The 25,942-nt window shown below is 60.7% G+C and carries 29 protein-coding genes; 9 read left to right on the forward strand and 20 right to left on the reverse strand.

What is annotated here, in order from left to right; translation table 11 throughout:
- Positions 1-13: 13 nt before the first annotated feature.
- Positions 14-400 carry a DUF1801 domain-containing protein gene (locus tag ACR0IK_RS17770; RefSeq protein WP_480594133.1) on the forward strand — a complete coding sequence of 129 codons (387 nt, stop codon included), beginning with the start codon at positions 14-16 and terminating at the stop codon, positions 398-400.
- Here the strand turns inward: ACR0IK_RS17770 and rnr are convergent.
- Genes rnr through dapE form a run of 3 tightly spaced genes read right to left on the reverse strand, consistent with a single transcriptional unit; the run spans position 391 to position 4,415 of the window.
- On the reverse strand, positions 391-2,649 hold the full coding sequence (gene rnr / locus ACR0IK_RS17775) for a ribonuclease R (protein ID WP_480642532.1): 2,259 nt from the start codon (positions 2,647-2,649) through the stop codon (positions 391-393). The genes ACR0IK_RS17770 and rnr overlap by 10 nt on opposite strands.
- Before the next feature lie 47 nt (positions 2,650-2,696).
- Entirely contained in the window at positions 2,697-3,272 is a 576-nt protein-coding gene (locus tag ACR0IK_RS17780; protein ID WP_480594138.1) for a TIGR04282 family arsenosugar biosynthesis glycosyltransferase, read from the reverse strand.
- Between the two features lie 3 nt (positions 3,273-3,275).
- Complete coding sequence (dapE, locus tag ACR0IK_RS17785; protein WP_480642533.1) at positions 3,276-4,415, reverse strand: succinyl-diaminopimelate desuccinylase; 1,140 nt, start codon at positions 4,413-4,415, stop codon at positions 3,276-3,278.
- Between the two features lie 199 nt (positions 4,416-4,614).
- Between dapE and ACR0IK_RS17790 the strand changes: the two genes are divergently transcribed.
- Positions 4,615-5,673, forward strand: a complete 1,059-nt coding sequence (locus ACR0IK_RS17790; RefSeq protein ID WP_480642534.1) for a transporter substrate-binding domain-containing protein — start codon at positions 4,615-4,617, stop codon at positions 5,671-5,673.
- On the opposite strand, the gene ACR0IK_RS17795 is transcribed toward ACR0IK_RS17790, so the two are convergent.
- Positions 5,670-6,026, reverse strand: a complete 357-nt coding sequence (locus ACR0IK_RS17795) for a hypothetical protein (RefSeq protein WP_480642535.1) — start codon at positions 6,024-6,026, stop codon at positions 5,670-5,672. The two genes, ACR0IK_RS17790 and ACR0IK_RS17795, sit on opposite strands and share 4 nt — an antisense overlap.
- A gap of 94 nt (positions 6,027-6,120) precedes the next feature.
- On the opposite strand from ACR0IK_RS17795, the gene ACR0IK_RS17800 reads away from it, so the two are divergent.
- Positions 6,121-6,456, forward strand: a complete 336-nt coding sequence (locus ACR0IK_RS17800; RefSeq protein WP_480594147.1) for a cupin domain-containing protein — start codon at positions 6,121-6,123, stop codon at positions 6,454-6,456.
- A gap of 52 nt (positions 6,457-6,508) precedes the next feature.
- Here ACR0IK_RS17800 and dapD read toward each other — a convergent pair whose 3' ends face one another.
- Both dapD and ACR0IK_RS17810 read right to left on the reverse strand, forming a co-directional pair.
- The gene (gene dapD / locus ACR0IK_RS17805; protein ID WP_480642537.1) at positions 6,509-7,336 is read right to left on the reverse strand and encodes a 2,3,4,5-tetrahydropyridine-2,6-dicarboxylate N-succinyltransferase; all 828 of its coding nucleotides are present in this window, start codon (positions 7,334-7,336) and stop codon (positions 6,509-6,511) included.
- Positions 7,337-7,444: 108 nt separating this feature from the next.
- The gene (locus ACR0IK_RS17810; protein WP_480642538.1) at positions 7,445-8,362 is read right to left on the reverse strand and encodes a threonine/serine dehydratase; all 918 of its coding nucleotides are present in this window, start codon (positions 8,360-8,362) and stop codon (positions 7,445-7,447) included.
- A gap of 79 nt (positions 8,363-8,441) precedes the next feature.
- Between ACR0IK_RS17810 and ACR0IK_RS17815 the strand changes: the two genes are divergently transcribed.
- Both ACR0IK_RS17815 and ACR0IK_RS17820 read left to right on the forward strand, forming a co-directional pair.
- Positions 8,442-9,284, forward strand: coding sequence for an LOG family protein (locus tag ACR0IK_RS17815; RefSeq protein ID WP_480594155.1), 843 nt, complete (start codon positions 8,442-8,444; stop codon positions 9,282-9,284).
- 3 nt (positions 9,285-9,287) lie between these two features.
- Complete coding sequence (locus ACR0IK_RS17820) at positions 9,288-10,385, forward strand: cystathionine gamma-lyase (RefSeq protein ID WP_480642539.1); 1,098 nt, start codon at positions 9,288-9,290, stop codon at positions 10,383-10,385.
- On the opposite strand, the gene ACR0IK_RS17825 is transcribed toward ACR0IK_RS17820, so the two are convergent.
- Entirely contained in the window at positions 10,386-10,769 is a 384-nt protein-coding gene (locus ACR0IK_RS17825; protein WP_480594161.1) for a hypothetical protein, read from the reverse strand.
- Positions 10,770-10,917: 148 nt separating this feature from the next.
- On the opposite strand from ACR0IK_RS17825, the gene ACR0IK_RS17830 reads away from it, so the two are divergent.
- The 3 genes from ACR0IK_RS17830 to ACR0IK_RS17840 all read left to right on the forward strand — a co-directional run bounded on the left by ACR0IK_RS17830 (position 10,918) and on the right by ACR0IK_RS17840 (position 13,892).
- Entirely contained in the window at positions 10,918-11,835 is a 918-nt protein-coding gene (locus ACR0IK_RS17830; protein WP_480642540.1) for a DnaJ C-terminal domain-containing protein, read from the forward strand.
- Positions 11,832-12,170, forward strand: a complete 339-nt coding sequence (locus ACR0IK_RS17835) for a chaperone modulator CbpM (RefSeq protein WP_480642542.1) — start codon at positions 11,832-11,834, stop codon at positions 12,168-12,170. Before ACR0IK_RS17830 ends, ACR0IK_RS17835 begins: the two co-directional genes overlap by 4 nt.
- A 63-nt stretch (positions 12,171-12,233) precedes the next feature.
- Positions 12,234-13,892, forward strand: coding sequence for a U32 family peptidase (locus ACR0IK_RS17840; protein ID WP_480642543.1), 1,659 nt, complete (start codon positions 12,234-12,236; stop codon positions 13,890-13,892).
- Positions 13,893-13,895: 3 nt separating this feature from the next.
- On the opposite strand, the gene ACR0IK_RS17845 is transcribed toward ACR0IK_RS17840, so the two are convergent.
- The 5 genes from ACR0IK_RS17845 to ACR0IK_RS17865 all read right to left on the reverse strand — a co-directional run bounded on the left by ACR0IK_RS17845 (position 13,896) and on the right by ACR0IK_RS17865 (position 17,394).
- Positions 13,896-14,501 (reverse strand): cytochrome P460 family protein, encoded by a 606-nt coding sequence (locus ACR0IK_RS17845; protein ID WP_480594173.1) that lies wholly within the window; start codon positions 14,499-14,501, stop codon positions 13,896-13,898.
- Between the two features lie 255 nt (positions 14,502-14,756).
- On the reverse strand, positions 14,757-15,944 hold the full coding sequence (rlmN, locus tag ACR0IK_RS17850; protein ID WP_480642545.1) for a dual-specificity RNA methyltransferase RlmN: 1,188 nt from the start codon (positions 15,942-15,944) through the stop codon (positions 14,757-14,759).
- Positions 15,945-16,023: 79 nt separating this feature from the next.
- Entirely contained in the window at positions 16,024-16,401 is a 378-nt protein-coding gene (locus ACR0IK_RS17855) for a lysozyme inhibitor LprI family protein (protein WP_480642546.1), read from the reverse strand.
- A gap of 130 nt (positions 16,402-16,531) precedes the next feature.
- Entirely contained in the window at positions 16,532-16,699 is a 168-nt protein-coding gene (locus tag ACR0IK_RS17860; protein WP_480642547.1) for a hypothetical protein, read from the reverse strand.
- 161 nt (positions 16,700-16,860) lie between these two features.
- Positions 16,861-17,394 (reverse strand): invasion associated locus B family protein, encoded by a 534-nt coding sequence (locus ACR0IK_RS17865; RefSeq protein WP_480642548.1) that lies wholly within the window; start codon positions 17,392-17,394, stop codon positions 16,861-16,863.
- 178 nt (positions 17,395-17,572) lie between these two features.
- On the opposite strand from ACR0IK_RS17865, the gene ACR0IK_RS17870 reads away from it, so the two are divergent.
- Positions 17,573-18,571, forward strand: a complete 999-nt coding sequence (locus ACR0IK_RS17870; protein WP_480642550.1) for an asparaginase — start codon at positions 17,573-17,575, stop codon at positions 18,569-18,571.
- A gap of 3 nt (positions 18,572-18,574) precedes the next feature.
- On the opposite strand, the gene ACR0IK_RS17875 is transcribed toward ACR0IK_RS17870, so the two are convergent.
- The 8 genes from ACR0IK_RS17875 to hutI form a co-directional block, all read right to left on the reverse strand.
- Positions 18,575-18,895 (reverse strand): YciI family protein, encoded by a 321-nt coding sequence (locus ACR0IK_RS17875; RefSeq protein ID WP_170383832.1) that lies wholly within the window; start codon positions 18,893-18,895, stop codon positions 18,575-18,577.
- A 24-nt stretch (positions 18,896-18,919) separates the two neighbouring features.
- Entirely contained in the window at positions 18,920-19,345 is a 426-nt protein-coding gene (locus tag ACR0IK_RS17880) for an SRPBCC family protein (RefSeq protein ID WP_480594196.1), read from the reverse strand.
- Complete coding sequence (locus ACR0IK_RS17885) at positions 19,333-19,662, reverse strand: ArsR/SmtB family transcription factor (protein ID WP_480594199.1); 330 nt, start codon at positions 19,660-19,662, stop codon at positions 19,333-19,335. Before ACR0IK_RS17885 ends, ACR0IK_RS17880 begins: the two co-directional genes overlap by 13 nt.
- A 46-nt stretch (positions 19,663-19,708) precedes the next feature.
- Positions 19,709-20,587: a phosphoserine phosphatase SerB gene (gene serB / locus ACR0IK_RS17890; RefSeq protein WP_480594202.1), complete on the reverse strand. Its 879-nt coding sequence runs from the start codon at positions 20,585-20,587 to the stop codon at positions 19,709-19,711.
- 69 nt (positions 20,588-20,656) lie between these two features.
- Positions 20,657-22,339: a urocanate hydratase gene (hutU, locus tag ACR0IK_RS17895; protein ID WP_480642553.1), complete on the reverse strand. Its 1,683-nt coding sequence runs from the start codon at positions 22,337-22,339 to the stop codon at positions 20,657-20,659.
- On the reverse strand, positions 22,336-23,133 hold the full coding sequence (gene hutG, locus ACR0IK_RS17900) for an N-formylglutamate deformylase (RefSeq protein WP_480642555.1): 798 nt from the start codon (positions 23,131-23,133) through the stop codon (positions 22,336-22,338). The genes hutU and hutG overlap by 4 nt, the downstream gene beginning before the upstream one ends.
- Entirely contained in the window at positions 23,133-24,662 is a 1,530-nt protein-coding gene (gene hutH / locus ACR0IK_RS17905; protein ID WP_480642556.1) for a histidine ammonia-lyase, read from the reverse strand. Before hutH ends, hutG begins: the two co-directional genes overlap by 1 nt.
- Positions 24,659-25,867 (reverse strand): imidazolonepropionase, encoded by a 1,209-nt coding sequence (gene hutI, locus ACR0IK_RS17910; protein WP_480642558.1) that lies wholly within the window; start codon positions 25,865-25,867, stop codon positions 24,659-24,661. The genes hutH and hutI overlap by 4 nt, the downstream gene beginning before the upstream one ends.
- Between the last annotated feature and the right edge of the window lie 75 nt (positions 25,868-25,942).

Raw genomic sequence — 25,942 nt, forward strand, 5'->3', positions numbered from 1 at the left:
ATAAGCTGCTGAGATGAAGCCATTTGATGACCCAAAAGTAGCCGCTGCTTACGAAGCGCTGCCAAAAAAGGCCCGCGCTGGTGCGCTGGTCCTGCGCGAGTTGATCTTTGAGACGGCCGAGTCCCACCCCCGTGCGCAGCCTCTGGAAGAAGCGCTGCGCTGGGGGCAACCCGCCTATCTGGCGCCAAAAGGATCGACGATCCGGGTCGGAACGCATAAGGCCGCGTCTTTTGCACTGTTCGTGCACTGCCAAAGCCGGTTGATGGGTGATTTCACCTCGGCCTTTCCTGGTGTGGATCGGCTGGATGGCAACAGGGCCGTTCTATTCGACGAACCCGCGCAGATCGACCCGACCCGCCACGGCTGGCTGATTGCGCGTGCGCTGACCTATCACCTCTGACGGCGTTTGCGTTCGACCTTGCGTTTAATCTTGTCTTTCTTGCGCTTGGTGCTGACCGCCTTGCGTCGTGTCGGCCGCCCTTTCGGGCCGCGACCGCGCGGCAGAGCCTGATCATCGATGGACAGCAATTCCAGTTCCAGCCCACCGGTGACGGGTGTGGCCTCAGTCAGGCGCACGGTGACGCGCTGGCCGATGGCAATGATTAGCCCGGTGTCCGAACCCATCAGGGTCCCGGCCTCGCGGTCAAAGTGGAAAAACTCGCGCCCCAGCGATCGTACGGGCACCAACCCATCCGCGCCGGTCTCATCCATCTTCACGAAAGCCCCGAACCGGGCGATACCGCTGATACGGCCCGAGAACTCATTGCCCACCCGCTCGCTGAGATAGGCGGCCAGATAGCGATCGGTCGTGTCGCGTTCCGCCATCATCGAACGCCGCTCGGTGTCCGAGATATGGGTGGCGGTTTCATCGAGCCGCGCGATTTCATCCTCGGTCAGACCATCCTTGCCCCAGCCATGCGCCGAGATCAGCGCCCGGTGCACGATCAGGTCGGCATAACGCCGGATGGGCGAGGTGAAATGCGCATAGTTCCGCAGCGCCAGCCCGAAATGGCCGAAATTCTCGGGGTTATAATAGGCCTGCGCCATCGACCGCAGCGTCGTCAGGTTGATCAGTTCCGCGTCTTCGGTCCCGGCGGCAGCGTTAAGCAGCGCGTTCAAATGACGGGTCTGCAGCACCTGCCCTTTGGCAAGATTCAACCCCGCTGCTTGCGCCGTTTCCCGCAGGCTTTCCAGTTTCTCGGGCGCGGGTTCCTCGTGCACGCGGAACAGCAGCGGGCGGCGTTTGGCGATCAGGGTTTCGGCAGCGGCGACATTGGCGAGGATCATGAACTCTTCGATCAGCTTGTGCGCATCCAGACGCTCGCGAAAAGCCACACTTTCGACCTCTCCTGAATCGCTGAGGACGATCTTGCGTTCTGGCAGGTCCAGCTCCAGCGGCTGCCGCACGGCGCGGGCCTTCTTCAGCGCGGCGTAAGCGGCGTAGAGCGGTTTCAGCACCGGCTCCAATAACGGCCCGGTGCGGTCGTTCGGGTTGCCATCGATGGCCTCCTGCACCTCGGCGTAATGCAGCGACGCGGCAGAGCGCATCAGGCCACGAACGAAACGGTGGCCGATCTTGTTGCCCTCAGCATCGATCTGCATCCGAACGGCGATACAGGCTCGCGGAACGCCCTCGTGCAGGGAACACAAATCACCCGACAGACGGTCGGGCAGCATCGGCACCACGCGGTCGGGGAAATAGCTGGAGTTGCCGCGCTTGCGTGCCTCACGATCCAGCGCGGTGCCGGGCTGCACATAGGCAGCAACGTCGGCAATCGCGACCCAGACCACGTGACCGCCGAGGTTTTTCGGATCGTCATCGGCATGGGCGTAGCAGGCGTCGTCATGATCCCGCGCATCCGAGGGGTCGATGGTGAGCAGCGGCATGTCCCGCAGGTCTTCGCGGCCCTTCAGGCCAGCAGGTTTGGCCTTGTCGGCCTCGGCAATCACCTTGTCGGGGAATTCGTCCGGGATGCCATGTTGATGGATGGCGATCAGGGACACGGCCTTCGGCGCAGACGGGTCGCCCAGACGTTCCACGATCCGTGCGCGGGGCAGGCCCATGCGGTTCTTGGGGCCGGCCTGTTCGGCCTCGACCAATTCGCCGTCTTTCGCGCCCAGAACCGCGCCGTCCTGGACCAGCCATTCGGTCTGGCCGGTCTTGTCGATAGGCACGATCCGCCCGCCCTCGGCCCCTTTGCGGAAAATGCCGACGATCTTGCGCGGGTTGGTCCCGATGCGGCGGATCAGGCGGGCCTCGTAATTGTGGTCTTCCTCATGCACCACGGTCAGGCGGGCCAAGATTCGGTCACCCTCGCCCAGCGCCGGGTCGCTGGCACGGGTGATGATCAGAACGATGGGCTCGACCCCTTCGCCATGCCATTCCAGCGGACGGGCAAACAGATCGCCATCGGCATTCGGAGCCTTCACCTGCAACACGCTGACCGGCGGCAGACGATCCGGGTCGCGATAGCTGCGCTTGCGCTTTTCCAGATGTCCTTCGGCCTCAAGCTCTTTGAGGATTCGTTTCAGGTCGATCCGGTCCGCGCCCTTGATGCCAAAGGCCTTGGCGATATCGCGTTTCGAGGTCAGGGTGGGGTTCGCCGAGATCCAGTCGAGGACCTCTTGCTTGGTGGGGATGCGAGTCATGATTCCGGCCTAGCACGGGGATGCGACCGCGTCATGACTAAAAAGGGTCAGGGCTTCAGATCGGCCAGCGTGTCGACATCGCGCAACTGATCCAGCAAGGCCACGCGCGTGCCGGTGACGGAGGCCAGCGTGTCCGCCAGGGCGTGTTCGGTTGACCAACGAACATCGCGGAACAGGCCCAGCGGCAGCGCACTGTATCGTTGCGCACCGACCAGCCAGTACCCTCCGTCCGGTGCCGGGCCGAAGACCATCTGGTCCTGACCAAGCGCCTTGAACGCCCGTGCGATGTGCCCGCGTGTGATGCCGGGAATATCCGCGCCGATCAGGCAAACGGGTCCTTTCGGCATTCCGCGCAGCATCCGACCCATCCGGTGACCCAGATCCCCCCGCCCTTGTGCCGCGCGCGGCAGATCAGCAGGCCAGATGCGGCTGGTCAGCCCTTCGCGATCCGGGGACACCGCCAGCACGATCTGCCAGCGCGGGTCGCGAAGTCGCCGGATCAGCGACCGGGTCTGCTGCCGAAACCACCACGCCGCACCGACCATGCCGATATCGCGGCCCAGCCGGGTTTTTACCCGCCCGGGGCGTGGCTCTTTGACCATGATGACCAGAGTGCGCTGCATCACTCAGGCGAAATAGTCCCGCAGGATGCGCGTGTAGATCGCCTTCAGCTGATCGATATGCGCCACCTCAACGCATTCATCCACCTGATGCATCGTGCGGCCAACCAGGCCAAACTCGACCACCGGACAGTGGTTTTTCACAAACCGCGCATCCGAGGTGCCGCCCGTCGTGGACATCTCGGGCCGGGTACCGGTTTCCGCCTCGACCGCCTGCGCCACCAGATCGGACAGCGGGCCGGGCGGAGTCAGGAAGCTTTCGCCCGAGATCTTGATCTTGACCGCCACCTCGACCCCATAGGTTTCGGCCACGGTTTGCGCCTCGGTCCGCAGCCATTCGCTGAGGCTTGCCCCTGAGTGCAGATCGTTGAAACGGATATTCACCGCCCCACTGCATTGCGCCGGGATCACGTTGGTCGCTTCGTTGCCCGTGTCGATATTCACAACCGCCAGCGTCGAGGCGTCGAAATGGTCCGAACCGCGATCCAACTCGTGACTGGCCAGCCGGTCCATCAGCCGCGCTATCGCGGGCAGAGGGTTTCTTGCCCGGTGTGGATAGGCCGAATGGCCCTGCACGCCGGTCACGGTGAACCATGCGGTCATCGAACCTCGGCGGCCGATCTTCATCATCTCACCCATCGTGTTTGGGCAGGTCGGTTCGCCCACCAGACAGACCGACATCCGTTCACCGGATTCAGTCATATAGTCCAACAGTGCTGTGGTGCCGTCCAACGCATCGGCCTCTTCATCGCCGGTGATGGTCAGGATAACGGCACCATCGGGCGGCGTTTCGCGCACGAAATCCACCGCTGCTGCCGCAAAGGCCGCCACGCCGGATTTCATGTCGGTGGTCCCGCGCCCATACATCAAACCGTTGCGGATCTCGGCACCAAAGGGCGGCATGGTCCACGCGGCCTCGTCCCCGACGGGCACTACATCGGTGTGACCGTTGAAGCCAAAGCTGCGCCCGTGGCCTTTTTCGCCCCAGCGGGCAAACAGGTTGCTGATGCCTCCGCGGTCCACGCGGGTGCAGTCGAACCCCGCATCGGACAGAAGTTGTTCCAAAAGAACCAGGGCGCCGCCTTCCTCGGGTGTGACCGATGGGCAACGGGTCAGGGCCGCTGTCAATTCTACCGGATCAGTCATGGCGGAGCCCCTCTGGTTCGTTTGCGCGCACAGATTCAACGAATTGGGCCGATTGCCAACCCCTGCCCACGCAAATCTGATCGCTTTTTTGCAAGCGTTTCGCTTTGACACCCCAACAAAACACAGGACTTTACCCCGCGAATACCTTGCTGCACCGTTCAAATCTGCGTTAGAGCCCCGCGAAACAGGTGATTAGAAGATGATACGCGCGCTTTTCGCATTGGTCTGTATGACCTTTGCCGTTCTTGCACAGCAAAGCCAGGCACAGACCCTGAATGTCACCACGGTGACCCGCCCTCCGTTTTCCTATGCTGAAGACGGGGCGCAGACCGGGTTTTCCATGGACTTGCTTGAGGCGCTCGCCGAGTCGCTGAACTGGGAGTATTCGGTCAACCGTGTCGGGTCGTTCGGCGAGATGCTGGGCGCGGTGCAGAACGGATCCGCTGATCTGGCCATCGCCAATATCTCGATCACCGCCGCGCGTGAGACGCAGATGGACTTCAGCCAGCCGATTTTCGAGGCCGGGTTGCAGATTATGGTCCCGTCCGAGGCAACGCGCCAGCCGTCATTGCTGCATGCGCTGCTGTCGCGCGAATTGTTTATCGCCATCGGCCTGGCCTTCGCCCTCTTGTTGGGCGGTGGCATGTTGATGTGGACGTTCGAACGCCGCTCGCAGCCTTATTTCGACCGCAAGTTAAACGAAGCGTGGTTCCCCTCATTCTGGTGGGCGTTGAATCTTGTAGTGAATGGCGGCTTCGAGGAACGGATGCCCCGCACCCCGTTCGGCCGCCTGTTGGGCGTAATTCTGGTGGTCTCGTCCCTGTTCATCGTGTCGGTGTTCACGGCGCGCATCACCTCGGTCATGACGGTGGATGCAATCAGCGGCAGCGTTAATTCCGTCAACGATCTCTATGGCAAACAGGTCGGCACGATCACCGACTCGACCGCCGCCAGTTTCCTGAACCGGCGCGATATCGAGTTTGTCGGGTATTCCGGCCTTGATGAGATGCTGGCCGCCTTCGAGGACAAGGACTTGGACGCTGCGGTCTTTGACGCACCGATCCTGTCCTACTACGCCTCGCACGAAGGCCGCCGGATCGCCACAATGACCGGCGGCGTCTTCCTGCGTGAAAGCTATGGGATCGCGTTTCCGACCGGCTCACCCCTGGTCGAAGAAGTCAACCAGGCCCTGCTGTCGCTGCGCGAAGATGGCACTTATGACGAGATTTACCGCAAGTGGTTCGGGGCGCGGAACTAGGCCTGTTCCTCATCGCCAAAAAACGGCGTCATCTGCGCGACGATCACGGCGTTTTCATCCAAAGCCCGCTGCATCAACGCCCGTTCGTCGGGGTCGATGTCATGGCCCTGTGCCTCGCGCTCGGCCAAGGTGCCGTAGCCGGTGACATCCAGCGGCGCGGTATCGGCCTGTTTAAGTATGGCCACGGTTTCACGCACGGCCTCGGCCTCGTCCACACCGCTGGCGAAACACATCAGCGCCGCCCCGGTCGCGCCTTCGGGCAGGCCGTCGCCGTCCTTGCGGCCGATCTGCACAAGCAGGGTATAAACCTGCTGACGAGAGGGTTTCTTTTGCTTTTCCATGCTGGGGGCCATAGCCGTGCGCCCGCCTACGGTCAAGCGGTCGGGAATTGCAGGACCGCAACTTCGCCGTCATAGTGCGGTGACACATATCGCAAAGGATGCCTCCATGCCCTATCCTGAATTCATCACCGACTTTCCGAGCCTCGACGTGCCTTTTCCCGAGGACGTGGTGCAATCAGCGGTGATCCGGTCGGATACGGGGCTGGTAGCCTTCTTCACTTTCCTGAAGGATTTCGAACTGCCCGCACATTCGCACAAGGCCCAATGGGGCACGGTGATTGAAGGTGAAGTGGAACTGATTATAGGGGATGAGACCAAAATCTACCGCCCCGGCGATAGCTATTCGATCCCGTCCGGTGTCGAACATGGCGGCAAGATCAAGGCCGGAACGCGGGTGATCGACGTATTCGAGGAACCCGACCGCTATCCGGTTAAAGCGTAAACAAAAAAGGCCGCAGCACGATGCCGCGACCCCTGTTTGATCTGCGGTTCGATCAGTCGCGCAGCAGCTCGTTGATACCGGTTTTCGAACGGGTCTTTTCGTCCACCCGCTTCACGATCACGGCGCAGTACAGGCTGACATTGTTCTTGGACGGCATCGAACCGGCAACGACCACCGAATAAGGCGGCACTTCGCCATACATGACCTCACCGGTTTCGCGGTCGACGATCTTCGTCGATTTGCCAATGAACACGCCCATGCCCAGAACCGAGCCCTCACGGACGATACAGCCCTCGACCACTTCGGAGCGCGCGCCGATAAAGCAGTTGTCCTCGATGATAGTGGGGCCGGCCTGCATCGGCTCCAGCACGCCACCGATGCCAACTCCGCCGGACAGGTGAACGTTTTTGCCGATCTGCGCGCAAGAGCCGACGGTGGCCCATGTGTCAACCATGGTACCCTCGTCGACATAGGCGCCCAAGTTCACGAAAGACGGCATCAGCACCACGCCCGGCGCTATATAGGCCGACTTGCGAACCACGCAGTTCGGAACCGCGCGGAAACCGGCGGCTTGCCACTGGTTCTCGCCCCAACCGGCGAACTTGCTGTCCACCTTGTCCCACCAGCCGCCAGCCTGCGGGCCGCCGTTCTGGATTTCCATATCCTTGATGCGAAAGCCCAGCAGAACCGCTTTCTTGGCCCACTGGTTCACGTGCCAGTCACCGCTTTCCAGCTTTTCGGCCACACGCAGCGAACCACTGTCCAATGCGTTCAGCGTATCTTCGATCGCTTCTCGGGTCTCACCGGTGGTGGCGGGGGTAATGGTGTCGCGCGCCTCCCAGGCGGCTTCGATGGCGGCTTCCAGTTGCGCGTTGGACATGTGTGGGCTCCCTGCAGAATCTGTTCACGTTGGTGTTGCCTATACGCAAGCGAAGGACTGGCCGCAATGCGACGCTGAACGCGCGCTTTGCGGCTGTTTGCTGCGGTTTTATGCGCCCAGAGGGTCTGGAGAGATATTGCCGCCGCAGATCAGCACCGCCACCCGCTCGCCCGGTTCCGGCTGGTAGGCCCCCGATAGCAGTGCCGCCAACGCCGTCGCACCTGCCGGTTCCACAAGAATTCGATGGGCTTGCCAAAGCAACTGCTGCGCCTCGGCAATGGCCTCATCCCTCACCAGAACCGAGGTCATCCCTTGCGCCAGACCGAAACAGATCGAGCCAATCCGCCGCGCGCCCAGCGCGTTTGCGGCAATGCCCGAGACGGTGACATCCACCGGTTCACCCGCCTGCAAGGCCGCGTTCAGCGCGCAAGAGGCCTCTGGTTCGACCGCCACGACTTTTCGCGCGCCCTGAAACCAGCCCAGCGCCCCGGCGATCAATCCACCACCGCCGACAGCAATAAGAACCGTATCGGCCTTCAGTCCTTGCGCCTCCCACTCGGCAAAGCAGGTGCCCTGCCCGCCCACGGTGGCGGGTGCATCATAAGCGTGGATCTGCATCGCGCCGGTTGCCTCTTCGTGCTGCTGCGCGCAGGTCAGCGCGTTGGCATATTCACCGGACACCACGCTCAGATCAGCGCCAGTCTGTTGGATCAGGGCAATCTTGGACGGCCCCGCTATTTCCGGCACGAAGATTTTCGCCGGATAGCCCAAGGATCGCGCTGCGTAAGCCGCCGCCGCGCCATGGTTTCCGCCGGATGCAGCAACAACACCCGCCTCGGGCACATCTAGGCTGAGCAACGTATTGAACGCCCCGCGCGCCTTGAAACTGCCGGTATGCTGCAAGTGCTCCAGCTTCATTTCGACCGGATAGCCCAGCCCCAAAGCCTGACTTTCCACCACCGGAGTCACCTGCGCGTACCCGGCAATCCGGGTGGTTGCTTCCGAAATTTCACTCTTCCAATTCATTGTTGTTCTTCCGTGACTGGCGCTCTGGCCGCGAACCCTATAGCTGTTTGAAGAACACGCAAGCAGGGATAGATCACCTATGAGAGAAGACCGCCTGAGCCCCTTCCGCGACGCGCAGACCGACCGCTCGACCGCGAGTGAAGTTCCGGACACGCCGCAGACACGCTCACCCGCCTATCGCCTTGCCTTTGCGGATGACGATTTCCTGTGCCGGGATGAGCTGCGCCCGGTGCGCCTGCAGCTGGAACTGCTGAAACCCGAGATGATCATGACTGAGCGCGAGATCACCTCGACCATCGTCATGTTCGGCGGTGCGCGCATCCCCGAGCCGTCGCAGAAACACACCGCCCGAACCGAGACATTGGCCAACCTATCGCAATATTATGACGAGGCGCGTGAGTTTGCGCGGCTGATGACCGAGAAATCCAATGAAACCGGTTGCCGTGAAAACGTCATCGTCACCGGTGGCGGCCCCGGTGTGATGGAGGCCGGGAACCGGGGTGCGCAGGATGCGGGTGGCTGTTCCATCGGCCTGAACATCGTGCTGCCGCATGAACAAGCGCCGAACCTTTATGTTACGCCCGATCTCAGCTTCAACTTCCATTATTTCGCAATCCGCAAGATGCATTTCCTGATGCGCGCCCGCGCCATCACCATCTTCCCCGGCGGGTTTGGTACGATGGATGAGCTGTTCGAATCCCTCACCCTGATCCAAACCGGCCGGATGGAGCGCGTGCCTTTCCTGCTGTTTGGTCGCGAATTCTGGGAAAAGGTTATCAACTGGGAGGCTCTGGCTGATGCGGGCACGATCTCGGACGAAGACCTCGACCTGTTCCGCTTTGTCGACACCGCGCAAGAGGCAGTCGACATCATCGAGAACTGGGAACCCGCCCCGCCTCGTGACGAAATCCCGGGGCGCTGAGCCATGGCCCCGAAGACCGGAGAAATGCTGCACCTGCGCGGCAACACGCTGAACGCGGGTGAGCCAGTGACCCTGCCGCTGACCCAAAGCAGTATGTACCACCTGCCGGGCGCAACGGCCGGTCTGCCCACGTACGGGCGCGTCGACAACCCCACATGGCAACATCTGGAACACGTGCTGGCCCACCTTGAGGACGCACCTTGTCTGACATTCCCGTCCGGCATGGGGGCGATCTCGGCGGCCTTGTTCGCAACACTGAAAGCGGGGTCGCGCCTGCTGATTCCCTCGGATGGGTACTACGTCACGCGGGTATTGGCCGACCGGTTTTTGTCCGGTCTGGGTGTTTCGGTTACAGAACGCCCGACAACCACCTTCACCGAAGGCGGGTTAGACGGGTTCGATGTGGTCTTTGTCGAGAGCCCCTCGAACCCCGGGTTGGACATGATAGACCTGCCTGCCATCGCCTCGGCCGTTCGTGACGCCGGCGGGATCACAATTGCCGACAATACGACCCTGACCCCCTTGGGCCAGCGCCCGCTGGATATGGGCATCGACGTGGTGGTGGCATCAGACACCAAGGCCATGGGCGGGCATTCCGACCTGCTGATGGGGCATGTAGCCAGCCGCAATGCGCAGATCATGGAGCGGGTTGAGGAATGGCGGCGGGTTTCCGGCGCGATCCCGGGCCCGCATGAGGCATGGCTGCTGCATCGCGGATTGGAAACGCTGGACGTGCGCTTCGACCGCATGTGTTCCTCGGCGCAGGTGCTGGCCGAGCGATTGGCCGTTCACCCGGCGATTCAGCAAATCCGCTATCCCGGCCTGCCAGATGATCCTTCACACGCGCTGGCCAAAACCCAATCCACGCGGTTCGGGTTCCTGATGTCGATCACTCTCGAGACTGAAGAAAAGGCCGAAGCCTTCATCAACGCCTGCCCGATGCTGCGCCCGGCAACATCCTTCGGTGGCGTCCACAGTTCGGCCGAGCGCCGCGCGCGGTGGGGTGACAATGTCGACCCCGCCTTCATCCGCCTGTCTGTCGGGTGTGAACCGGTGGAAGAACTGTGGCAGGCGATCGAGACCAGCCTGAACGCGCTGTAGCTACTTCTTGGGCTCGCGCAGTTCCGTGAACACATAGATCGGCAGCACTATACTGCCGATCAGCGCGCCCAACCATACCAGCAGTGTTGCGGCCAGCAGGTTCGAAATCCCTCCAATCGTCAGCCCGTTGGTCACCAGATCGGTCACCAGCAAACCTACGAATGTCACGATCAACGCGATCCCGCCTTTCAAAGCGGGTGCTTTCTTTTCCCCCAGCTTCAGGATCAGTGGCTCAGCAATCACCTGAACCAGCGTAAAGACGATCACCACCACGATGAACGAGATCGGCCGGATCGCAAATTCTGACAATAGAACCGCCGCCAGCAGCAACCCGATGGCATTCCCGGCCAGCAGAGCCAGAATGGACTTGATTCTGCGCGTCATGGGGATCTCCGTCAAAAAACAATTCGAAACATGCATATGTTAACAGACCTGCGGGAATTTGCGAGCGGTTTCAAAAGTCCCTTCCTTTTGGGCCATTGAAAACGCATGATAAAACCCATCCTGTTCCGCCCGACCTGCGAGAGGTGAGATGAGCGACGATCCCTATTCCGTCCTTGGTGTCGCCAAAGACGCCAGCGATGCCGAGATCAAAAAGGCCTATCGGCGCATCGCCAAGGAATGCCACCCCGACCTGAAACCCGGTGACGCCGAGGCCGAAGCCAAGTTCAAGGCCGCCGCTGCAGCTTATGATCTGCTGAAAGACCCCGAAAAGCGCGCGCAATACGACAATGGCGAGATAGACGCCTCGGGTCAGGAACGCCCGCAGCAGCAGTATTACCGCGACTATGCCGAGGCCGCCGGAAACCCCTATCGCGGGCGCGCCGCAGATCCGGACGACATGTCGGACATCTTTGCCGAGTTCATGCGGGGCCGCGGCGGATACGGTCAGCGCACCCATGAATTCCACGCGCCGGGGCACAATCGCGCCTACAGCCTGCAGATCAGCTTCTTGGACGCGGTGTTCGGCGCCAGCCAGAAACTGACCCTGCCCGATGGCGACCGGATCGAGGTGAAAATCCCCGCCGGCATCACCGACGGCCAGACCATCCGCCTGCGCGGCAAGGGCGATCCGGGCTTTGGTGAGGGTCCTCCGGGCGATGCGCTGGTCACGGTCTCGGTCGCGAAACACCCGGTCTTTGACCGTCAGGGCGACGACATCCACATCACTCTGCCGATCACGATTGATGAGGCCGTTCTGGGCGGCAAGGTTCCAGCGCCAACTATCGACGGTGGCGTCAATGTCAGCGTTCCGGCAGGCACCAGCAGCGGCAAGACCCTGCGCCTGCGCGGCAAGGGGGTCAAGAAACGCGGCTCAACCGAACGCGGCGATCAGCTGATCGAACTGACCATCACGCTGCCTGACCAGATCGACGATGAGTTGAAGCAGTTTATGGAGACATGGCGCGAGAACCACAGCTATGATCCGCGCAAAGGAATGCCGTCATGAGCCTGACCGAAGAGCAGCTGATCGCAACTGTCACCCGCCTGACCTCGGCCCGGCTGACCGAATATCTGGCCGCCGAGATCGTGATCCCCGAACAAACCGATGAGGGTCTGGTCTATCACAGCCTCGATGTCGCCCGCCTGGAACTGGCCTGCGAGCTGCATGACCAGTACGAGATGGAGCCGGACGCGCTGTCGATGATGATTTCTCTGATCGACCAGATGCACGGGTTGCGCGCCGAACTTCGCGAGGTGCTGAACGCCGTCCAGGCGCAGCCCGACCCCGTCCGGCAACAACTGATCGAGGTTATCGGCACAGCGCGGTTCCGTCGCAGATAACGGGCTTTTGGACTCGGGGTGTTTGCCGTAAAAGGCCCCCTTGATCCAAACCCCGGTATGTCCATGACCCAGTCCAGATCCGAATTGCTGATGCCCGCGGGCAATCTACGCAAGCTGAAACTCGCCATCCTCTACGGGGCGGATGCGGTGTATCTTGGTACGCCCGACATGTCGCTGCGCACAAAATCCGAGTTTTCGCTGGAAGAGGTGATCGAAGGGGTCGAGTTCTGTCACCAGCATGGTCGGCGCGCTTACCTGACGCTGAACCTGTTTTCGCACAACAAGGACATCCCGAAGCTGGACGAATATATCGACACGGTCCGCAAGGTAAAGCCCGACGGTTTGATCATCGCCGATCCCGGTGTATTCCAATATGTGCGCGAACGCGCGCCCGAATTGCCGCTGCATATCTCGACCCAAGCCAATATCTGTTCCTGGCTGTCGGTGAAGTTCTGGCAGGATCAGGGGGCCGAACTGGTGGTACTGGCGCGCGAGGTTTCCTACCCTGAACTGGTCGAAATCCGCGAGAAATGCCCTGACATCAAGCTTGAGGCCTTTGTTCACGGCGCCATGTGCATGACTTATTCGGGCCGCTGTCTGCTGTCGAATTTCATGGCCGAGCGTGGTGCTAATCAGGGCAACTGTGCCAATTCCTGCCGCTGGAACTATGGCCTGAAGCTGCGCCTCAAGGATGGCACGCGTGAAGAAATCCGAATTACCGAGGAAAATGCCGACCTGTTCGAATTCCTGCTGGAAGAAGGTTGCCGCCCCGGTGATCTGATGCCCATCGAAGAGGATGATCGCGGCTCGTATATCCTGAACTCCCGCGATCTGTGCATCATGCCCAAGCTGGATGAATACCTGAAGATCGGCGTCGACAGCCTCAAGGTCGAAGGGCGCGGCAAGTCCGAGTATTACGCCGCTATCGTCGCGCGGGCCTATCGTATGGCCATTGATGACTATCACGCCGACCCCGAGAGCTGGGACCCGAAACCTTACATGCGCGAACTCGAAACCGTCGGGAACCGTGGCTATACGCTGGCCTTCCACCAAGGGCGCCTGACCAATTATGCGCATGATTACGAACACACGGCCTCGATCGCACAATGGGAATATGCCGGGATCGTCACCGAGGTCACCGAGGACGCGTTTCTGGTCGAGGTGAAGAACAAGCTGGAACCAGGCGACGTGCTGGATTTCGTCTCACCCATCTCGCGCGACACGGTTCTGCTGCGGGTCTATGATTTCGAACGAGCCCATGATGGCGCGCGGCTGGACGTGATGCATGGCAGCACGAAAACCGTCATCCGCCTGCCCTTCTGCCTGTTCGATCACGAAGACATCGACGACTTGCGTGCCCGGTTCCCTGTCTATTCCGTGCTGCGCAAGGAACGCGCACTGACCGACGAACACTGGAGCCGCATCCGCTTTGACAAGCTGGTGCAAGGGCTGGAAACCTCGGGCCGTGACAACCCCAACGCCTATGCCCGCCGCCGCGACGAACTGGTGGAAAAGATCGGCGAGGATGGCAACGAACGCCGGTTCAAGACCAACCGGATCGGTACCGAAGGCTGTTGCGGCAAAGGCTGCAACGGCTGTCTGATCTTCTGGCAGGATGAGAAATACGCGCTGGCCCGAGAGGTCCTGTCGAAACGAAAACAGGGTGAACAACTCAGCCGCCGCGAAGCCACGGCGCTGAAACTGCCCGACGAGGCCGTCTGACGATCAGTTCCCGACGGCGTATTCTTCGGGAACAAAGAACGTGTAGTCCCGATCCGCGACCGCTTCGTGACAGTCATGGCAATAACCGACCGCTGAGGCGCGGAATCCCATCGTGTCACCGAACAAAGACCCGTCCGGCAATACCATGATATAGCGCCAGTCTGCCGTTTCGGGACTGGCACCCTCGGCCAGTTTCTCCATCACGAACAGGGCGCCGGGATGGATGTTGCCCTCATCCGTGACAGTCACGCTGTCCTTGGCCAGCACCGAGCCCTTGGGCAGTTTTTCACCCTCCTGCAAGGTGCCGTAATTATGTGCCATGCGATTGGCATAGGTGTTCACGAAACGCTGGCCATGTGTGGCCGAAATATAGGGCGCATCATTGAACAGCGGCCAGTTCTGGTAGTTCAGCAACTGGTCCAATTGGGCGGCACGGTACCCGCGCGCCATACGTCGTTGCAGCGACTGGTAGACCTGCAACGCCTCGTCTTTGGTCAAATCCGCCGGGTTTTCGATGGCAATATGCGCATTCTCGCCGGTAGACTGTGCAGCGGCATGGGTGGCAAAAACGCCCGAAATCACCAACGCTGCAAGAGAGATCGAATACATTCGTTTTAATCGTAATAACATAGGGATGGCCCACCTGTTTCAAAAGGTTCGCCTGAACGCCGCTCGTCATGCCTGAAATAAGATAGCGGCCGTGAACAAACACGCCACGACCGGACAGCGGCTTTCACCGCTTTGTGCGCAAGAGTGAAATGCGCCCATCCCGCCTTGACTGCTTAAATATATCAAATTGTGCATTCAAAAAACAGCGGGACAAACATTAATTTATTGTCGCCCATCGCGAGACAATGGTACCAGTCAGTTTTGCAGCCCGGCTTCGGCCTCGATCTGCTTGCGCGATTTGCGGGCGCGCTCGGTGGCCGATTTCAGCTGACCACAGGCCGCCATGATATCCTCGCCGCGGGTTTTGCGGATCGGCGAGGCATAGCCCGCCTGATAGATGATGTTTGCAAAGGCCCGGATACGGTTGTTCGAGCTGCGCTTGTACGGCGCGCCCGGCCATTCGTTGAATGGGATCAGGTTGATCTTGGCCGGAATATTGTGGCGCTTGATGTGGTCGATCAGGCGATGCGCATCCTCGTCGCTGTCATTGACGCCATCCAGCATCACGTACTCAAAGGTGATCCGCTCGGAATTCGAGGCTTTGGGATAGCTGGCCAACGCATCCAGCAGTTCTTCGATATTCCAACGCTTGTTGATCGGCACCAGCACATCGCGGGTTTCATCCGTGGTGGCGTGGAAGGAAATCGCCAGCAGACAGCCAATTTCCTCGGCAGTTCGCGCAATCTCAGGCACCACGCCCGAAGTCGACAGGGTAATGCGGCGGCGCGACAGCGAAATTCCCTCGGGGTCCATCGCGATTTTCATCGCATCGCGGACGTTTTCGAAATTATAGAGCGGTTCACCCATGCCCATCAGAACGATATTCGACAGCAGGCGGGTTTCGTCCTTGGGCGCGCCGGGAACCGGCCATTCCTCAAGATCGTCGCGCGCCATCATCACCTGACCGACAATTTCTGCAGCGGTCAGGTTGCGCACCAGTTTCTGCGTACCGGTATGGCAGAAGGAGCAGGTCAGCGTGCATCCCACTTGGGATGAGATACACAGCGTGCCGCGATCTTCTTCGGGGATGTAAACCACCTCGACCTCATGCCCGCCAGCGATGCGGCACAGGTATTTGCGGGTACCATCCTCGGAGACCTGGCGGGTCACAACCTCGGGGATTTCGATGACGAAGTCTTCGGCCAGTTGCGCGCGATAAGCCTTGGCGAGATTGGTCATCTCGGCAAAGTCACGCACACCCCATTGGTAAATCCATTGCCAGATCTGACCAGTCCGCATTTTGGCCTGTTTCTCGGGCGTGCCATGTTCGATCAGAACTTCACGCAGCTGGTCCCGCGTCAGGCCGACAAGGTTAGTCTTCCCCTCGGGCAATTTGCGGGGGATGGTCATGACGTCTTGAGTGATCGGCGCATTGGGCGACATGTGGCTATCTCAACGGATTCTGGCTTGGGATGCGCCTCTATATAGGAACATGCGCAAAGATCAAAAGGAATCGTACCGATCAATCGGCAAAGCGCAGCAATTCATCCACACGCGCGCGCCCAAGATCGACCCGGCACGACGTGATCGCGATACCGGTTCCGGACCCGCCGCCGTACGAGGCGCCGACGGCCTCGCATTGTGCATCCCGGTAACCTTCCCAGGCCAACTGCGCGGCCTTTAGCGCAGGCTGAGCCACCTCACGTCCCGTGACCTCGTCCAGCTCTTTTGCGGCCTGCATGGCAAAGCCGTAGCTTTCCTCCAGCGCCAGATCGACCCGGACTTCCATCGCACCGACGCAAGAACCGATTTCGACTTGGGATCCCGCCTCCGAACACTCCAACGCAGGGTCCGCCAGAGCCGCGGATGACAAAAGAAATGAAAGCAAGACGTGGCGCATTTTCCGTTCCCGATTAAAGCTTTGACGGGACCACGATACCACGTCATCGGCGAAGGCCCCAAATAAAGATCGGCCGCACCGACCAAGCCGATGCGGCCATTTTTAGGTTATCCAGGTCAGATTAAACCGCTCAGATGCCCGCGGGCAGGATATCGCAATCTGCTGCATCCAGCGTTTTCACCGGATCTTCCGGGCCGCACTGCTCACCCGAGACCGGGTAGGTGTCGGCCTCTTTTTCACAGGCGCTCAGGAACATGGCGGCGGTCATCATGACGGCGACAATGGTTTTATTCAGCATAGGCAGGCTCCTTCCTTATCTCTGAACTGATTAGTTCAGAAACGTCGGTCACTCACTTTGATACGGATCAATTTTTCAGGCAGACGTGGCGTCAAGCGGACGTGTTTGCCCAAAAGAAAACCCCGCCGGATGACGGGGTTTCGCGTGCCTGCGGATGGCGATCAGTTCGTGCAGCGTTTTTGGGCGTCTTCCAGCGCTGCGGTGAACCCCAGCAACGAGAACGTGTCCTTGGTCTGCGTCCCACGTTCGGACCGGGCCGTCACCACTGCCTCGGTGCCTTTTTTCATGGCCTCGATCACCTTGGGTTCCTGACCCTGCGTCGCAGGCCAGGCCCATTCGCCGTCAGTGATGAACTCAAACTCCTGGTCGTCGATCCGGACATTGACCGAAGAACCAGGCGCAAAGGGGTAGCCACCGGTAAAGGAAACCTGACCGGCAACGTTTTCACTGGGCCGGAAAACCACAAATAGCAGGATGTCGCTGCGCCGCACCGATACCACGCGCCCACCGCGTGTGTTGACGGTTTCGTCAGGTGTCGCGACGCTCCAACATTCCGTGGGATCTTCTTCGACAAACACGCTCCAATCCGTCTTGGCAGCCACGCGATTGGTGCTGGACGCCTGTTGAGCGATTGCAGTCGTGGCCATGCCTGCCACGCACAGGCCCGCGATCACGCGGACGAGTTTCGATCCCATCTGTCCAGCCTCCTAGCTCGACCTAAACCTCATACCCATCGGAAACGCCTGCGCACCTTGCCGGTTCGTCTGTAAGTTGCGTATTCCGATGATTGTCGACATACACACACTAACGCAGGTTTCGCCACAGGCGAAAGGGCGATTGGCAGAATTTTGCGCATATTTGAGGAGGGGCCCGATGACGCAGCCCGTAGCAATGACAGAACTGTGGCGCGGCCCTTTGCTGGAAAGCCTGCATCTGGGTCACGCGGTGATCTGCGATGACAGCGGCCAGATCGTGCAAAGCTGGGGCGATCCGGATGTGACGATCTATCCCCGGTCCTCGGCCAAGATGATACAGGGGCTGCCGCTGATCACGTCCGGAGCAGCCGCGAAATACGGGCTGAACAGCGAGCATCTGGCACTGGCCTGCGCCTCGCATAACGGCGCGCATATCCATACCGACCGCGTGACCGCCTGGCTGGACCATCTGGGCCTGACGGAACATGATCTGCGCTGCGGCCCTCAGGAACCGCAGGACATGGCCGCGCGCGACGGGCTGATTCTGGCCGATGACACCCCCTGCCAGATTCACAACAACTGCTCGGGCAAGCATTGTGGATTCCTGACCGTGACACAGCATATGGGCGCAGGGCCGGAGTATCTGGAAATCGATCACCCCGTGCAGCAAGCCTGCCTGTCAGCTCTTGAGGAAACCACCGGCGAGACTAGCCCGGCCTATGGTATCGATGGCTGTTCAGCGCCGAACTTTGCTACTTCGTTGTTGGGGCTGGCTCGGTCGATGGCGTGGTTTGCATCGGCCGCTGACCGGTCGGACCGGGCCAGCGATGCGGCAGGGCAACTAACCGCTGCGATGATCAAGCACCCGGAACTGGTGGCTGGTGAAAACCGGGCCTGCACCGAGCTGATGCGCGCCATGGAGGGCCGCGCCGCGATCAAGACCGGAGCCGAGGCCGTTTTCGTTGCCATCATCCCGGAAAAGCGCATGGGCGTGGCGCTGAAGATCACCGATGGCACCACCCGCGCCAGCGAATGCGCCATCGCGGCCATTCTGGTGCATTTGGGAGTGCTTGAGGCCGAACACCCGGCCACCCATAGATTCATGAACGCCATCCAATACAGCCGTCGTGGGCTGGAATGCGGCGTAATCCGCCCTGCGCCGGGGTTCCCAGGCTAAAGGTCACATCTCGATCGGATGCACCTCGGCCACTTCGACCGAGCCTGTTCCGCTCACCACCATGGGGCAGCCCTTGGCCATCTCGGTCGCGGCATCGATGCTGTCGGCCTTAATGACGGTAAAGCCCGACGCCGGGTTGGCGCCGCCATTGTCGACAACGCCACCGGAACTGACCGTATAGGACTGGCCCACCGGATTGCCAGGGATGTCCAGCGCGTCGCCCATGTTCTGGAACCAGGCGCCCCAGGCAGCCATGGTGGCTTCGATTTCGGCAGGATCGGTTGGGGTGTGACCGCCGTGATAGACAAACAAGAATTGAGGCATTTCTCTTCCTCCCTGATGAAACTCTTAGAATTGTGCTTCCAGCTTGCGTAGCGACGAGGTCCAGCCTTGGTTATGGTTGGCCGCGATTTCATCGTCACCCAATTCACGGTGATCGAGAATCAAGCGTGCGCCATCACCAGACGGTTCGACCGTCAGCGTCACATGGCTTTCCGCACCGCGCTGATCCTGATCGTCATGCCAGCCCCATGTGAACCCCACCGAGTTGGGTGGATCGACATGAGTAACCTGCCCCGAGACCTTGTATTGCTGACCCTCGGCATTCTGCATGACCGAATACCACGGCCCAAGGCGCGAGAAGTCCAGATCATGCTCGGGCACATGCATCCCTTCCGGCCCCCACCATTGCAACAGCTTTGCGCCATCGCTGATCCAGGCAAACAGGTTTTCCGGGGTGGTGGGGAACTCGCGTTCCAGTCTCAGGTCGGCCATGAATTCTCCCTTTCAATCAATTCGTTCAAACGGTCGAGGCTGGATTCCCAGAATTGCCGTTTCGATATGGTCCATTCGGCAATCGCCCGCAGCCCCTCGGATTGGATGGAATACATCCGCTGGCTGCCTTGCACCCGTTGCTGCACGAGGCCGGCCTCGCGCAGAACCTTCAGATGGCGCGAAATCGCGGCGCCGGACATGCCACGCCCTTCGATCAGGTCACCGGCGGGCAACTCGCCATCCTGCATCAACTGCTCGACGATCGAGAATCGCGTGGCATCGGACAAGGCCGAAAATGCGGTCAGGAGTGTGTTCATGACCACCGTTTAACATTTATGTTAAATAAATGGAAGACCCTTGCGGTCAAACGTCCGCAAAGGCCGCTCGGGAATACCCCTGCAGAAACAGCAACGCCGTCAGATCCCCGTAATTGACCCGGATGTCGCATTGCTGCGAGACCGAAGGCTTGGCATGCAGCGCCACCCCGGTTCCTGCCCGACCCAACATGCCCAGATCGTTGGCACCATCACCGACGGCCAGCACATCGGCCTCGGAAAGGCCCAGCCGTTTGGTGATCTGTTCCAACGCATCCACCTTGGCCTGTTTGCCCAAAATCGGGCGCTGTACATCGCCGGTCAGCTTGCCGTTCTCTGCCAGCAGCGTGTTGGCTCGGTTTTCGTCAAAACCCAGCTGCTCGGCCACTTTGGCGGTGAATGCCGTGAACCCGCCTGAGACCAAGGCCGCATAGCCGCCGTTCATACGCATGGTAGCGACCAGCTCCGCCCCGCCCGGCATCAGCGTGATGCGTTCCTCCAGCACCTTTTCGATCACTGCCTCGTCCAACCCCTTCAGCAGGCCGACCCGTTCAATCAGTGCGCCCTCGAAATCCAGCTCGCCATTCATGGCCCGCGCGGTGATCTCTTTTACTCGGTCACCGACGCCGGCTTCATCGGCCAGTTCGTCTATACATTCCTGCCGGATCATGGTGCTGTCCATATCGGCCAGCAGCATCAGTTTACGACGCTTGCCAAACGGCTGCACGATCAAGTCGACCTCCAACAACTGCAGCTCGGCCCAAACCGCCTCTTGATTGTCGGTCTGTTCGGGAAACCTGAATTCGGCCGCCTCGTTCTCGCTCAGCCAGACCGGTTCAGAACCTCCCCAGGCATTGCAGAGCGTCTCGACCACGGCCTCGTCAAGCTTTGGCGTATTCGGGTTGGTCAACAGTGTGGCTACGTACATGGTCGGTCTCCTGCAGGCACTTCTGCGCATATCGCACAGACGACCAATTCACCAGAGACCTTGTTACGCCTAGCCCAGTATGCCGGGAAGGCGCAGACCATGTTCGCGGGCGCAGTCCTTTGCGATGTCATACCCTGCATCTGCATGTCGCCACACGCCCGAAGCCGGATCGTTCCACAGGACACGCTCCAGCCGTCTGGCGGCGTCCTCGGTGCCGTCGGCGCAGATTACTACGCCCGCGTGTTGGCTGAACCCCATTCCGACCCCTCCGCCGTGGTGCAAAGACACCCAGGTCGCGCCGCTGGCGGTATTGATCAGCGCGTTCAGCAAAGGCCAGTCGGACACCGCGTCCGAGCCGTCCAGCATCGCCTCGGTCTCGCGGTTGGGGCTGGCGACCGAGCCGCTGTCCAAATGGTCGCGACCAATGACAACGGGTGCTTTCAGTTCGCCATTTGCGACCATCTCGTTGAAGGCCAGCCCGGCACGGTGACGATCACCCAGCCCGATCCAGCAGATACGCGCCGGCAGGCCCTGAAACGCGATTCGCTCCTGCGCCATGTCGAGCCATCGGTGCAGGTGCTCGTTCTCGGGGAACAGCTCCTTCATCTTGGCGTCGGTCTTGTAGATATCCTCAGGGTCACCTGACAACGCACACCAGCGAAACGGGCCAATCCCCTTGCAGAACAGCGGGCGGATATAGGCCGGAACAAAGCCGGGGAAGGCAAAAGCATTCTCAAGCCCTTCATCCCGCGCCACTTGGCGGATGTTGTTGCCGTAATCCAGTGTCGGAACGCCCGCATTCCAGAAATCAACCATCGCGGCTACGTGCTGTTTCATTGAGGCACGGGCGGCTTTTTCTACTGATTTAGGGTCTGTTTCACGCTTCTCGCGCCACTCTCCCATGGTCCAGCCCAACGGCAGGTAACCGTTTATCGGATCATGCGCGCTGGTCTGGTCGGTGACGATATCCGGGTGCATCCCGCCGTCGGCCATGCGGCGGTAGATCTCGGGGAAAACTTCGGCGGCATTGCCCAGCAGACCCACGGACTTCGCCTCGCCCGCCTTGGTCCAACGGTCAATCATGGCCAACGCTTCGTCCAAACTTTCCGCCTTTTCGTCGAGATACTTGGTGCGCAGGCGGAAATCGATGCTGTCCGGGTTGCACTCAACCGCCAGACAACTGGCGCCGGCAAACACGGCGGCCAGCGGCTGCGCGCCGCCCATGCCACCCAAGCCGCCAGTCAGAATCCACTTGCCGGTCAGGTCGCCGCCATAATGCTGGCGTCCGGCCTCGGCAAAGGTCTCGTAGGTGCCCTGAACGATGCCCTGCGTACCGATATAAATCCACGAGCCAGCGGTCATCTGGCCATACATCATCAGGCCTTTCTTATCGAGCTCGTTAAAATGGTCCCAGGTTGCCCAGTGAGGCACCAGGTTAGAATTGGCGATCAGCACCCGTGGCGCGTCTTTGTGCGTTCGGATGATCGCCACGGGTTTACCGGACTGAACGATGAGGGTCTCATCCCCCTCCAAATCCTTCAAACCGGCTACGATAGTATCGAAATCCTGCCACGTCCGGGCCGCGCGACCGATGCCGCCATAGACCACCAGCTCATGCGGGTTTTCGGCCACATCGGGGTGCAGGTTGTTCATCAGCATCCGCAGCGGGGCCTCTGTCATCCAGCTCTTGGCATTCAGCTCGGGGCCGGTCGGCGGAAAGATATCGCGGGTGTTCTTGCGAGGGTCGGTCATTGCGTAAGCTCCAATGCGGTGTCTTGGATGGCATCCAGAATATCGCGCAACCAGCGGCGCAGGCGGTCGGCTTTGGCGGCGTCATAGCTCCACGGGGCAGTCTCGGTGGACAGGTAGGTGGACTGCGCCAGTTCCATCTGAATGGCATGAATTCCGTCAGCCGGGCGACCATAGTGACGCGTGGTCCACCCACCGCGAAATCGACCATTCAGGATGGTGCTATAGGGCGATGAATTCGCGAATTCATGCGCAATAGACTCTATTTTCGACGCGCAAGTTGCGCCGCCATCCGTTCCGATGTTCATATCCGGCAACGTGCCTTCAAACAGGTACGGAATGCGGCTGCGGATCGAATGGCAATCGAACAGTACCGCCACACCATGACGGTCGCGCACGCGCTGCAGTTCCTCGGCAAGCGCCGCGTGATAAGGCGCGTGATAGGCCTGCCGCCGCTGTTCGATCTCATCGACTGACGGTTCCTGGCCATCCATCCAGATCGGGTGCCCGTCGAAATCGGTCAGCGGCACCAGCGTCGTGGTGTTCTGGCCGGGGTAAAGCGACACCCCTTCGGGATCGCGATTGGCATCGATGACATAGCGATGGATATAGGATTGCACCACCGTCGCGTCGCGCAAAAGCCCTTCATAGAGCCTGTTAATGTGCCAATCCGTGTCCGCCAGCTCGTGCCCTGTTTCATTGAGACGCGCCGCAATGCCATCCGGCACGAAAGTCCCGCCATGGGGTTGGCCCAGAACTATTGGGCAGTCCCCGCGCTGTACGCTGACCACCTGCATTACGCGAGCTCCGGCATTTCGGTGCCCACGGCGTGGAGGATCGCGCCCTCGGTCACCAGCTGTTTTGCGATCTCCAATTCGGGCGCCAGATAGCGATCTTCGGTCAGCGCAGGGATATCGGCTCGTAGCCGGGCGACCACCTGTTGCAGGGGGTCGCTGGTGCTCAGCGGCAGGCGGATTTCAACCCCTTGCGCAGCACAAAGAAGTTCGACCCCCAGAATGTAGGTCAGGTTCTCGGCCATCCGGGTCAGGCGTCGCGCGCCATGTGCGGCCATCGAAACGTGATCCTCCTGATTGGCTGAGGTCGGGGTACTGTCAGTCACGCAGGGGTTGGCGAGGTGCTTGTTCTCGCTCATCAACGCGGCCGTGGTGACCTCAGCGATCATCAGACCGGAATTCAACCCCGGATCGGGGGTCAGGAAAGGCGGCAGATCAAAGCTGAGCGCCGGGTCCACCATCAGTGCGATACGGCGCTGGGCGATGGCCCCGATCTCGGACACGGCCAGCGCGATCATGTCGGCAGCGAATCCGACGGGTTCGGCATGAAAGTTGCCGCCCGACACAATTCCGTCTTCCAAAACCAGCGGGTTGTCGGTGGCGGCGTTTGCTTCGATCTCAAGCGTCGCGGCGGCCTGCCGCATCACATCCATGGCCGCACCGGTGACCTGCGGTTGGCAGCGGATGCAATATGGGTCCTGCACACGGGTGTCGCCTTCCCGGTGACTTTCCCGGATTTCCGACCCCTCCAGCACAGCACGCATGGCACCGGCAGCCTCGGTCTGGCCGCGATGGCCACGCAGAGTGTGAATTTCCGGTCGCAGAGGCGCAGTGGACCCCATGATCGCATCGGTCGACAGGGCCGAAATGACCAGCGCACTTTGCGCCGCGCGCCAGGCTTCGAACAGGCCTGCCAAAGCGAAGGCGGTCGAAAACTGCGTACCGTTGATGAAGGCCAGGCCTTCTTTCGGGCCCAACTGAATAGGCTCTAATCCAGCGATTTTCAGTGCCTGAGCGCCCGGCAGGATGACGCCGTTCACCTCGGCCTCGCCTTCTCCGATGATCACGGCAGTCATGTGGGCCAGCGGTGCCAGATCCCCCGACGCGCCCACGGACCCTTGCGCCGGGATCACCGGCGTAACGCCACGAGCCAACATCTGTTGCAAGAGCTCGATCAACTCCCACCGCACGCCCGAGGCGCCGCGGCCAAAGGACAACAGCTTGAGCGTCATCATCAGCCGGGCCACCCGGCGGGGCACGGCAGGGCCGACACCGCAGCAGTGGCTGAGGATCAGGTTACGCTGCAGGGTGGAAGTATCCTGTGGCGCAATCTTGTGGCTGGCCAGTTTGCCGAAACCGGTATTGACGCCATAGACAGGCGCATCGCCCTGAGCGGCGGCCTGAATGCGCCGCGCCGCCGCCTCGACAGCGGGTCTGCACTCTGGTTCCAGCACGGCTGCGTTCTGATCCCAATAGACCTGGGCCAATTGTGCCAACGAGACTTGCCCAGGTTGTAAAGACAGGAGAGTCATTCCAGCCCTCCAGAAATCCGCTTGTGCAGAGGGTTGAAGCCAATGCGGTAAGACAGCTCGGCCGGATGCGCGACGTCCCAAACCGCCAGATCCGCCCTTTGGCCCTTTGCGATGGTGCCTGCATCGCTGATCCCCAACGCGCGCGCAGCATTGCGCGTAACGCCCGCCAATGCTTCCTCGGGGGTCAGACGGAACAAGGAGCAGCCCATGTTCATCGTCAGCAGCAGCGATGTCAGAGGCGAGGAACCGGGGTTGCAATCGGTCGCCAGCGCCATCGGTACTTTGTGCTGCCGCAACAGATCAATCGGAGGCACCTGCGTTTCGCGCAGCGTATAAAACGCGCCCGGCAGCAGCACTGCTGCAGTACCTGCGCGGGCCATGGCTATCACGCCCTCGGTGTCCAGATATTCTATGTGATCCGCCGACAAAGCCCCGTAAGAGGCCGCAAGCCGGGCGCCGCCCAGATCGGACAGTTGTTCAGCATGCAGCTTCACCGGCAGACCCAGTTCCTGCGCCACATCGAAAACCTTCGCGATCTGGGCGGGGGTGAAGGCGATCCCTTCGCAGAACCCGTCAACCGCGTCCACCAGCCCCTCGGCATGGGCCGCGCGCAGGGTTGGGATGCAGACCTCTTGGATGTAATCATCTGCCCGATCGGTGTATTCGGGGGGCACCGCATGGGCACCCAGAAAACTGGTTCTGATCCGCACCGGGCGGGTTTCGCCGATCCGACGAGCCACGCGCAGCATCTTTAGTTCCGTATCCGCGTCCAGCCCATAGCCGGACTTGACCTCGAGGGTACAGACACCCTCGGCAAGCAATGCATCCACGCGGGTCAGAGCATCAGTGAGCAGCCCCTCTTCGCTTGCCGACCGCGTGGCGTTGACCGTGGACAGGATACCACCGCCCGCGCGCGCGATTTCCTCATACGAGGCACCGTTCAGGCGCATCTCGAACTCGGTCGCGCGGTTGCCTCCAAACACCACATGGGAATGCGCATCAATCAGGGCCGGCGTGATCAGGCGCGCGCCGAAATTTTCAACCGGCCAGCCGGTGTATTCGGTTGGCAAGTCCAGTCGCTCTCCTGCCCAAAGGATATATGCGCCATCAACGACGATCGCCGCGTCTAGGCATAGCCCATAGGGCGTGTCGTCCTCTGACATCGTGGCCATCGCGGCGCTGGTTAGAACCGATTTTCTGGTCATGGCGATTCTTTTCGGCTCCCCTCTTGTTTGATTTTTTCGTATATGTGTAAAAGTATAAAGTCTACACAAAATGGA

The organism is Ruegeria sp. BF7 (genome assembly GCF_056538605.1).